At 68.7% G+C, this 9,125-nt stretch carries 8 protein-coding genes and 1 pseudogene; 7 read left to right on the plus strand and 2 right to left on the minus strand.

Annotated elements, in window-relative coordinates:
* The first annotated feature begins 7 nt into the window (after positions 1 to 7).
* From N5D91_RS20345 to N5D91_RS20355, 3 genes and pseudogenes are all read left to right on the plus strand, one after another.
* On the plus strand, positions 8 to 364 hold the full coding sequence (locus tag N5D91_RS20345; protein WP_180854356.1) for a YqcC family protein: 357 nt from the start codon (positions 8 to 10) through the stop codon (positions 362 to 364).
* Positions 365 to 426: 62 nt separating this feature from the next.
* Positions 427 to 1,248: pseudogene (fghA, locus tag N5D91_RS20350) on the plus strand (S-formylglutathione hydrolase); the annotation flags it as partial.
* A 103-nt stretch (positions 1,249 to 1,351) separates the two neighbouring features.
* Positions 1,352 to 2,797: a GGDEF domain-containing protein gene (locus N5D91_RS20355; protein WP_153854499.1), complete on the plus strand. Its 1,446-nt coding sequence runs from the start codon at positions 1,352 to 1,354 to the stop codon at positions 2,795 to 2,797.
* A 32-nt stretch (positions 2,798 to 2,829) separates the two neighbouring features.
* Here N5D91_RS20355 and N5D91_RS20360 read toward each other — a convergent pair whose 3' ends face one another.
* Both N5D91_RS20360 and N5D91_RS20365 read right to left on the minus strand, forming a co-directional pair.
* Positions 2,830 to 3,300 carry a hypothetical protein gene (locus N5D91_RS20360; protein WP_110713630.1) on the minus strand — a complete coding sequence of 157 codons (471 nt, stop codon included), beginning with the start codon at positions 3,298 to 3,300 and terminating at the stop codon, positions 2,830 to 2,832.
* A gap of 5 nt (positions 3,301 to 3,305) precedes the next feature.
* On the minus strand, positions 3,306 to 3,752 hold the full coding sequence (locus N5D91_RS20365) for a universal stress protein (protein ID WP_032129880.1): 447 nt from the start codon (positions 3,750 to 3,752) through the stop codon (positions 3,306 to 3,308).
* A 141-nt stretch (positions 3,753 to 3,893) separates the two neighbouring features.
* Between N5D91_RS20365 and N5D91_RS20370 the strand changes: the two genes are divergently transcribed.
* The 4 genes from N5D91_RS20370 (at position 3,894) to N5D91_RS20385 (ending at position 9,007) form a co-directional block, all read left to right on the plus strand.
* Entirely contained in the window at positions 3,894 to 4,811 is a 918-nt protein-coding gene (locus N5D91_RS20370) for a LysR family transcriptional regulator (protein WP_110713629.1), read from the plus strand.
* Between the two features lie 153 nt (positions 4,812 to 4,964).
* The gene (locus N5D91_RS20375) at positions 4,965 to 6,494 is read left to right on the plus strand and encodes an MFS transporter (protein ID WP_180854354.1); all 1,530 of its coding nucleotides are present in this window, start codon (positions 4,965 to 4,967) and stop codon (positions 6,492 to 6,494) included.
* Between the two features lie 21 nt (positions 6,495 to 6,515).
* On the plus strand, positions 6,516 to 7,598 hold the full coding sequence (locus tag N5D91_RS20380) for an HlyD family secretion protein (protein ID WP_180854353.1): 1,083 nt from the start codon (positions 6,516 to 6,518) through the stop codon (positions 7,596 to 7,598).
* Entirely contained in the window at positions 7,595 to 9,007 is a 1,413-nt protein-coding gene (locus N5D91_RS20385; RefSeq protein WP_180848133.1) for an efflux transporter outer membrane subunit, read from the plus strand. The genes N5D91_RS20380 and N5D91_RS20385 overlap by 4 nt, the downstream gene beginning before the upstream one ends.
* Positions 9,008 to 9,125: the final 118 nt, after the last annotated feature.

The following is a 9,125-nucleotide window of genomic DNA, read 5'->3' on the forward strand; positions in this document are numbered from 1 at the left end:
GCGCGGCATGGGCTGGTTCGATGCCCTGCGCAGGCCGCGTGCGGACGATCCGCGCGCGGCTTTGGTCGATCCGATCGAGCAGGCCCTGCGTGCACTGGGCTGGGTCGAGGGTGTGGTCGGGCCGCCTCGCGCGGTGGATTCCGCCTTCGGCATCGACGAGATGCCGTTCGAGCACTGGCTGGCGCAGGTGTTCCTGCCGCGCCTGCACGAAGCCCGCGCCGATGGCCAATGGCCACCGCACAGCAACGTGGCGGTGGCGGCGTATCGCAACCTGGACGGCCAGCCCGGTGTCGAGCCCTTGCTGCGCCTGTTGGCGCAGCTGGATGAACGGATCAACAAAGGCGTCCACGCCGCGCGTGGATAAGCCGACCAAGGTCGGCATCTACCAGAACACGCGTGCGCTGACGCGCCGCGCAGGAGAGCACCATGGAACGCATTGAACACCGCGCCTGTTTTGGCGGCTGGCAGGACGTCTACCGCCATCATTCGACCACGCTGGGCTGCGACATGCAGTTCGCCGTGTACCTGCCACCGCAGGCGGAAACACAGAAGCTGCCGGTGCTGTACTGGCTGAGCGGCCTGACCTGCACCGAGCAGAATTTCATCACCAAGGCCGGCGCGCAGCGCTATGCGGCCGAGCACGGTGTAATCATCGTCGCGCCCGACACCAGCCCGCGCGGTGATGACGTGGCCGATGCCGAGGGCTACGACCTGGGCAAGGGGGCAGGCTTCTACCTCAATGCCACCCGCGCACCGTGGGTGAAGCACTACCGCATGCACGACTATGTGGCGCAGGAACTGCCGGCGCTGATCGAGGCGAACTTCGCGGTGACCGACGCGCGCGCGATCAGTGGCCATTCGATGGGCGGCCATGGCGCGCTGGTGATCGCGCTGCGCAACCCCGGGCGCTACCGCAGCGTGTCGGCGTTTTCGCCGATCGTCGCGCCCAGCCACGTGCCGTGGGGGCAGAAGGCCTTCCATGCCTACCTGGGCGACAACCCGGCCGACTGGGCACAGTGGGATGCCTGCGAGCTGATCGCTGTGGCTGACGAGCGCCTGCCGCTGCTGGTCGACCAGGGCGAGGCGGACGAGTTCCTGCAGACCCAGCTGCAGCCGCAGCGCCTGCAGCAGGCCTGCGATGCGGCCAACCACCCGCTGACCCTGCGCCTGCAGCCGGGCTACGACCATAGCTACTACTTCATCGCCAGCTTCATCGGCGAGCACATCGCCCACCACGCTCGGGCACTGCCATGGCGGGCACGCGGCGTGTCGTCTTGCCGTAGTGGATCACGCCGCTGTGGCGCGGGCAGGACTATCGTGCGCGCGTACGGCCTTGCGGATCGGGGGATGCATGCCGGTAGTGCTGGCGCTGCTGTATGTGCTGTGCCATGGCCTGGTGCTGACCCTGTGGCCGGGCCCCGCCGGGGTGGGATCGTTCGTGTTCCTCACCGGCGCACCGTTGCTGGCGGCGGGCGCCTGCCTGTGGCGGGCGCGCCGCGACCGGGCGGCCTTGGGCTGGCGCGCCACCGCGCTTGCGCTGCTGCTGTGGGCGGGCGGCATGGCCTCCAACATGGTCGATGCGCTGGGGGCTGGCCGCGCCGATATCACCCCGCAGGCAAGCCTGTTCCTGTACGTGCTGTATGGCGTCCCGCTGGTGTTCATCCTGGCCCGCGCGCGCCGCGAACGAATGAGCATCAGCCTGATCGATGCGGCGATGGCGGCACTGCTGGGCGTGCTGTTCTTCGTACATACGCAGTCGTTCGCCGACCGGGTCGAGATCGATCCCCTGGCGCTGGTCAGCATGCAGCGCATGTTCGATATCCAGAACCTGTGCATCGCCGGGTTCGCGGTGGTGCGCTGGCTGGCCGTTGATGTACCCGAGCGGCGCAGCTTCTTCCGCGCGCTGGCGCTCTACGCGCTGGCTTACCTGCTGGTGGCGTACTACATCAACCATTACACCTCGGAAGATTCCTTTGGCGCCTACAACGATCTGTTGATCGATCTTCCGTTCCTGTTGCTGGCGCTGCTGGCACTGAGCCACACGCCGCTGCCGGCTGCCCTGCCGCATCCGCGGTTGGCACGCACGGTGCAGGCGGCCGGGCCGATGATCCTGCCGTTGCTGCTGCTGGTGGTGGGTACGCTGGTGGTCGACCATGCACGGCCACTGGCGGTCAGTGGGTTCGTGGTGGCCACGCTGGGCTTCGGCGTGCGCAGCATCCTGCTGCAGGTGGACCTGATGGAACGGCAGGCATCGCTGGACCAGCTGGCACGGCAGGATGGCCTGACTGGCGTGGCCAATCGGCGCGAGTTCGATGCACTGCTGCTGGCGGAGTGGAACCGGGCGCGTCGCAGTGGCACCGAGCTGGCGCTGCTGCTGGTCGACATCGATCACTTCAAGGCATTCAACGACCAGCACGGGCATCCCGCCGGGGACCGCTGCCTGCAGGCCGTGGCCGCGGTGCTGAAGGTCATTGCCGGTCGCGGCGGCGACAGTGTTGCGCGTTACGGCGGCGAAGAATTCGCGGTGATCGTGCCGGCAAGCCCGTTGTCGGGCGTGCTGGCACTGGCCGAACGCCTGCGCGAGGCGGTGGAAGGGCTGCCGCTGCCGGAGGGGCGGGTCAGCATCAGCATTGGCGTGGGCTACCTGCATCCGCCTGCGCTGGCCAGCGCAGGCCAGCTGCTGGCCGATGCCGACGCCGGCCTGTACGCCGCCAAGCGTGCCGGCCGCAACCGGGTGGTACTGCATGCGCAGGTGCTTGACGACGAAGACAGCGCACATGGAACGATCGACTGCTGAATGCCATGCGGCCGGGTCCGCCCGTGGATGGTTCAGCGCTGGCGCAGCCAGCCGGCCGGGTCCAGCAACCTCAGCCCGACCGGTGACAGCGAGCGCTGTCGCAATGGCAGATTCGCCGCGTGGACAGCAAATGCGCAGCGCGCCAGTTGCTGGCGCAACGGTGCCAGGGTGTCGTCTTCGCGGGGGCGCGCATGTCGCCACTGGGCAATGCGCAGCAGGCAGACCAGCAGGTCCAGTTCGCTGGCGGCAATGAAGGGAGAGCCGGCGGGCAGCAGGTCGATCGGGGCGGCGGGCGCGGCCAGCAATGGCAGCAGGGCGACGAACGCATCGCAGCCCTCGCGGTCCAGGCCAAGGTGGCTCAAACCGGCCAGCCCTTCGGCCTGCAGCGTAGGATCACGGAGCTGGCGTATCGCGGCGAGCAGTGCCTGCTCGCCACGACCAAACTGGCGGCCGAATGCCCGGTAGTTGACGCGGGTAGGAAACAAGGGGGAACGGGAGGCCATGGCAGCTAGGGTTGTGGGTCGCGGGTTTCCACCAGCACGGGACAGGGCGCGTGGTCGATGGTCCATTGCCCGATCGAGGGTTCGAACAGGCGTTCCAGGCGGGACAGGTGGCGGTGGCCGATCACGATCAGGTCGCACTTCAGGCGCCGGGCCTGCTCGCTGATCACTTCGCCCGGGTCACCGGAGGGAATCTGCGCGATGGCGTCGACGCCGCGCTCGCGCAGCTCGGCCAGGGCTTCGGCCAGCACCGCTTCGGCCCGCGAGCGCTGGCGGGCGGCTTCCGGGTACTCGATGCGGTCGGCTTCGCTGGCATCGGCCGCCAGCGCGAATTCGGGGTCGAGCACGCACAGCAGGTGCAGGCGGCTGTGGGGGCCGGCGATGGCTGCGGCCAGGTCCAGCACGCGTGCGTGCTGGGGGCCACCGTCCAGGGCGACCAGCAGGGTATTGAACATGGATGTCTCCTTGGCAGGCCGGGGATGGTCGCCGATGTCACTGCGCGCACCCATGCCGTGCGCGGCAGTCAATGAATGCGTAAAACGCAATCCGCTGTGGTTACAAGTGTCGTAGAGTCATCTGATTTACTGGAGACTGTCATGCCCCTGCCGGACCTGAACCTGTTGCTGGCACTGGACGTGCTGATCGACGAATGCAGCGTGGCCGCCGCCGCGCGGCGGATGAACCTGAGCGCGCCGGCGATGAGCCGTACCCTGGGCCGGATCCGCACCGCGCTGGGCGACCCGGTGCTGGTGCGTGCCGGCCGCGGTCTGGCCCCCACGCCCCGCGCGCTGCAGCTGCGTGAGCAGGTCCGCGATGTGATCGAGCAGGCCCACCGTGTGTTCAACGCCGGTCGCGAGATCGACCTGCGCACCCTGGAGCGCACCTTCAATGTCCGCGCCAATGATGTCTTCATCGGTGGATTCGGCGGACGCCTGCGTGAACTGTTCCGCCAGCAGGCGCCGCGCGCGGTACTGCGCTTCGTGCCCGAGGGCGATACCGACGACGACGCGATGGCGCAGGGCCGGATCGACCTGTACATCAGCACCGCCGGCAAGCATGCACCCGATACCAAGGTGCAGAACCTGTTCAGTACCTCGTTCATGGGCGCCGCGCGCGAAGATCATCCGTTGTTCGATGAGGAGATCAGCGCCGAGCGTTTTGCTGCCTGCGACCACATCGCGGTGTCGCGGCGGGGGCTGCCGCGTGGCCCGATCGATGACGACCTGGCCACGCTGGGCCTGCAGCGGCGGGTGGCGCTGATCAGCCCGACCTTCCACGGCGCGATCTTCGCGGCCGCCGAGTCGGACCTGATCCTGCCGCAGATGCCGAGCGTGATGCTGGAGCGGATCGTCAGCATGCGCCTGCCGCTGCGCCTGTTCCCGCTGCCGATCCCGGTGCGCACCGCCGCCATCGTCCAGGCCTGGCACCCGCGGCTGGACAACGATGCTGCGCACCAGTGGCTGCGCCGCTCGATCAAGACCATGTGCGAGCGTGTCGAGGACACCCACCGCTGACACCTGCAGGCGTGCGCGCGGCGCACGCCTGGGATGCGGGCTGCGCCATTTTTCGCAGGGTACCAGCTCCCTAGACTGCGCTCCCCGGAGTTTCACTGAGCGCATTCCAATGACCCCCAACATGCCGTGCACTGCACGGATCGGTGCCCGGCGATGAGTACGCCGGCCGCCGCTGTCCCGGCCGCTGCTGCGCCCCGTCCTGCCGCCGCCCCCGGGCTCGACCGCCGCGTTCTGGTCGGCCTGTGTGGCGTGCTGCTGGCGGTGCTGGTGTCGGGCTTCAACGAGAACATCACCAAGGTCGCCCTGGCCGACATCCGTGGTGCGATGGGTTTCAGCGTCGATGACGGCAGCTGGATCGTCGCCCTCTACAGCGCGATGTCGGTCAGCGCGATGGCCTTCGCCCCGTGGTGTGCCGCCACCTTCTCGCTGCGCCGCTTCGCGCTGGCGATGATCGGTGGCTTCATGGTGCTGGGCGTGCTCTGCCCGCTTGCGCCGAACCTGCAGGTGTTCCTGCTGCTGCGCGCGCTGCAGGGGCTGTGTGGTGGTGCGCTGCCGCCGCTGCTGATGAGCGTGGCACTGCGCTTCCTGCCGCCCGGCATCAAGCTGTATGGCCTGGCGGGCTACGCGTTGACCGCTACCTTCGGCCCGAGCATGGGCACGCCGCTGGCCGCGTTCTGGGTCGAGCAGGTGGGCTGGCACTGGGCGTTCTGGCAGATCGTGCCGTACTGCCTGGCTGGCATGGCGATGGTCAGCTGGGGCCTGCCGCAGGACCCGCTGCGGCTGGAGCGTTTTGCCCAGTTCGATGGCGTGGGCCTGGCGCTGGGCCTGCCGGCGCTGGTGCTGCTGGTGCTGGGCCTGGTGCAGGGCCCGCGCCTGAACTGGTTCGACTCGCCGATGATCACCCTGATGATCGGTGGCGGCGCCGGCCTGATGGTGCTGTTCATGATCAATGAATGGTTCCACCCGCTGCCGTTCTTCAAGCTGCAGCTGCTGGCCAACCGCAACCTCAGCTACTCGCTGGTGACGCTGGGCGGCGTGCTGTTCGTGCTGCTGGCGGTGATCTCGATTCCCTCCGGATTCCTGGCCAGCGTGCAGGGCTACCGGCCATTGCAGACCGCACCGATGCTGCTGTGGGTGGCGCTGCCACAGGTGATCGCACTGCCGTTGGTGGCGGCGTTGTTGAACATCCGCGCAGTGGATTGCCGCTGGGTGCAGGCCACCGGCCTGGCGATGCTGGCGCTGGCCTGCTGGCTGGGCTCGCATCTGGAGGTGGCCTGGATCCGCGACAACTTCCTGTGGGTACAGCTGCTGCAGGTATTCGCCCAGCCGATGGCGGTGTTGCCGCTGCTGATGCTGGCCACTGGCGGGCTGGCACCGCAGGACGGTCCGTTCGCCTCGGCGTGGTTCAACACGGTCAAGGGCTTTGCTGCCGTGCTCGCCAGCGGCGTGCTGGATGCCGTCGCCCAGGGCCGCCGTCATTTCCATTCCACCGTGCTGGTCGACCGCCTTGGCGAGCAGCCGTGGCTGGCCGAGGGCCCGCAGCTGGGTGCGCGCCTGCATGCACAGGTGCAGGCGCTGACCTCGGCCGACCTGTACTGGGTGGTCGCGCTGGTGGCGCTGGCCTTCATTCCCCTCATTGCCTGGATGCCCACCCGCATCCATCCGCCACGTGCCGTGGCCTGAACCTTTCGCAGGAACCCCCTCATGACGATCAATCGAACCACTCTCAATACCGGCCTGGGCCTGGGCGTGCTGGCGCTGGCCATCGGTGCCTGGCTGCTGCTGCGCGACGGCGGTCACCAGACCACCAACAATGCCTATGTCGTTGCCGACTACACGCTGGTTGCGCCGAAGATTCCCGGCTTTGTCAGTGCCGTGGAAGTAGAGGACAACCAGTCGGTGAAGGCCGGCGACGTGCTTGCCCGCATCGACGACCGCGACTACCAGGTGGCCCTGCAGGCGGCCCGTGCCGACCTCGCCAACGCCCGTGCACAGCTGGCCAACGCGCAGGCCGCACTGGCCCAGCAGGACTCGCTGATCGAACAGGCCAGGGCCAGTGTCGATGTCAGCCGTTCCGAACTGACCCTGGCCAGCGCCGACCAGCAGCGTTACCGCGAACTGGCCCGTGATGGCGCCGGCACCGTGCAGAACGCACAGCAGGCGCAGTCGAAGCAGGCCGTGGCCAGTGCGCATCTGCAGCAGGGCCAGGCCGCGCTGTCGACCGCACGCCAGCGCACCGATATCCTCAACGCTGGCGTGCAGGCCGCACAGGCGGCGGTACAGCGTGCAGAAGCGGCGCAGGCGCGTGCCGAACTGGACCTGTCGCACACCGTGCTGCGCGCGCCGATCGACGGCATGGTCGGCCGCCGCGCTGTGCGCGTGGGCGCCTACCTGACCCCGGGTACGCCGGTGGCTGCGGTGGTACCGCTGAAGCGCGCCTTCGTGGTCGCCAACTTCCAGGAAACGCAGATGACCCGCATGCAGGCCGGCCAGCATGTCGAGCTGAAGGTGGACGTGTTCCCGGGCAAGCCACTGCGCGGGCACATCGACAGCATCGCACCGGCCACCGGCGTCACCTTCGCCGCCGTCGCACCGGAAAACGCCACCGGCAACTTCACCAAGGTGGTGCAGCGCATTCCGGTCAAGATCGTGCTGGAACCCGGCCAGCCACTGCTGGACCAGCTGCGTGCCGGCATGTCGGTGGAAGCCAGTGTTGACCTGGGCAGCCGCGCCCGCGCGCAGAGCGTGCAGCACAGTCCGGGCCACAAGAGCGGGGAGGGTGCATGAGCGCAGCCACCGTGTTCCGCACCTTCGTTGCGGCCACCCTGTGCACGGCCCTGGCTGCCTGCACGATGGGTCCGGACTTCGTACGCCCGCAGGCGGAACTGCCCAGCCACTGGCAGGGTGAGGCGGTCGCTGGCAACGCCATCGACCAGGACGCGGCCTGGTGGGCCGGCTTCGACGATCCACTGCTGGGGCAGCTTGCCGGCCAGGTGCTCGCGGCCAACCTGGACCTGCAGCTGGCGGCCAACCGCGTGCAGCAGAGCCGCGCCGCACGTGGCGTCACCGCCGCCGATCGCCTGCCCAGCGTCAGCGCGAGCGCCAGTGGCGTGCGTGCACGCAACAGCGAGGTGGGCCTGAATGATCCGTCCGGCAACGGCGGCCGTGATGACTACGGGCTGTTCCAGGCCGGCATCGGCCTGAGCTGGGAACTGGACCTGTGGGGGCGTGTGCGCCGCCAGGTGGAAGCGGCCGACGCACGCGTGCAGATGGCGGAGGAGGATGCACACGCGGTGCGCATCGCGCTGCTGGCGGAAACCGCGCGTGATTACCTGCAGCTGCGCGCGACGCGGCAGCTGCTGGCGATCACCGAGGACAACCTCAGCATCGCCCTCGACATGAAGCGCCTGACCGAGGCACGCCAGCAGCAGGGCGTGGCCAGCACGCTGCAGGTGTCCAGCGCGTCCGCGCAGGTGGCATCGCTGCAGGCCCGCATCGCGCCGCTGCGGCATCGTGAATCGCAGCTGCGCAATGCGCTGGCGTTCCTGCTGGCGCAGCCGCCGCAGGCGCTGGACGCGCAGCTGCAGGATGCACGCCGTGACTGGCCGGCGTTGCCGGCGGTGGCGGTGGGGCTGCCCAGTGAACTGGCCGAGCGTCGCCCGGACATCCGTCGTGCCGAAGCGGCACTGCATGCGGCAACCGCCGGCATCGGCGTGGCCAAGGCCAGTTTCCTGCCGCGCATCACCTTGAATGGCGACGCTGGTTTCCAGGCCAAGCAGCTGGATGATCTGGATGGCTGGAACGCGCACCGCTTCAGCATCGGGCCGTCGATCAGCGTGCCGATCTTCCAGGGCGGGCGGCTGAAGGCCAACCTGGCGCTGAGCAGGCTGCAGCAGCAACAGTCGGCGCTGCAGTTCCGCCGTACCGTGCTGCAGGCCTGGCATGAAGTGGACGACGCCATCGATGGCTATGCCGCCGAGCAGCAGCGCACGGTGCAGCTGCATGTGGCGGTGGACGAGAGCGAGAGCGCACTGGGCGCGGCGCGCCGGCAGTACCAGGCCGGCGTGGTCGACATGCTGGATGTGCTGACCACCCAGCGCATCGCGCTGGACAACCAGGCCGCGCTGGCCAACAGCCAGGCCACGGCTGCGATCGCGCGGGTGGAGCTGTACCGCGCGCTGGGCGGTGGCTGGTAGGGAAATGGAAACGCCGGGCCACGCCCGGCGGCTCGTCTGTAGTTGCCAACCTTGGTTGGCGATTTTCCCGGAAGCGCCAACCAAGGTTGGCGTCTACCAGAGCACGGCCTTGCGCGGC

The sequence above is a fragment of the Stenotrophomonas sp. GD03794 genome, from assembly GCF_029842145.1.
Lineage (GTDB): Bacteria > Pseudomonadota > Gammaproteobacteria > Xanthomonadales > Xanthomonadaceae > Stenotrophomonas > Stenotrophomonas riyadhensis.

What these genes read in the sequence shown, in the direction of transcription:
- N5D91_RS20345 (WP_180854356.1), top strand. Translation starts at nt 8, where the DNA reads ATGGGCTGGTTCGATGCCCTGCGCAGGCCGCGTGCGGACGATCCGCGC.
- N5D91_RS20355 (WP_153854499.1), top strand. Translation starts at nt 1,352, where the DNA reads ATGCCGGTAGTGCTGGCGCTGCTGTATGTGCTGTGCCATGGCCTGGTG.
- N5D91_RS20360 (WP_110713630.1), bottom strand. Translation starts at nt 3,300, where the DNA reads ATGGCCTCCCGTTCCCCCTTGTTTCCTACCCGCGTCAACTACCGGGCA.
- N5D91_RS20365 (WP_032129880.1), bottom strand. Translation starts at nt 3,752, where the DNA reads ATGTTCAATACCCTGCTGGTCGCCCTGGACGGTGGCCCCCAGCACGCA.
- N5D91_RS20370 (WP_110713629.1), top strand. Translation starts at nt 3,894, where the DNA reads ATGCCCCTGCCGGACCTGAACCTGTTGCTGGCACTGGACGTGCTGATC.
- N5D91_RS20375 (WP_180854354.1), top strand. Translation starts at nt 4,965, where the DNA reads ATGAGTACGCCGGCCGCCGCTGTCCCGGCCGCTGCTGCGCCCCGTCCT.
- N5D91_RS20380 (WP_180854353.1), top strand. Translation starts at nt 6,516, where the DNA reads ATGACGATCAATCGAACCACTCTCAATACCGGCCTGGGCCTGGGCGTG.
- N5D91_RS20385 (WP_180848133.1), top strand. Translation starts at nt 7,595, where the DNA reads ATGAGCGCAGCCACCGTGTTCCGCACCTTCGTTGCGGCCACCCTGTGC.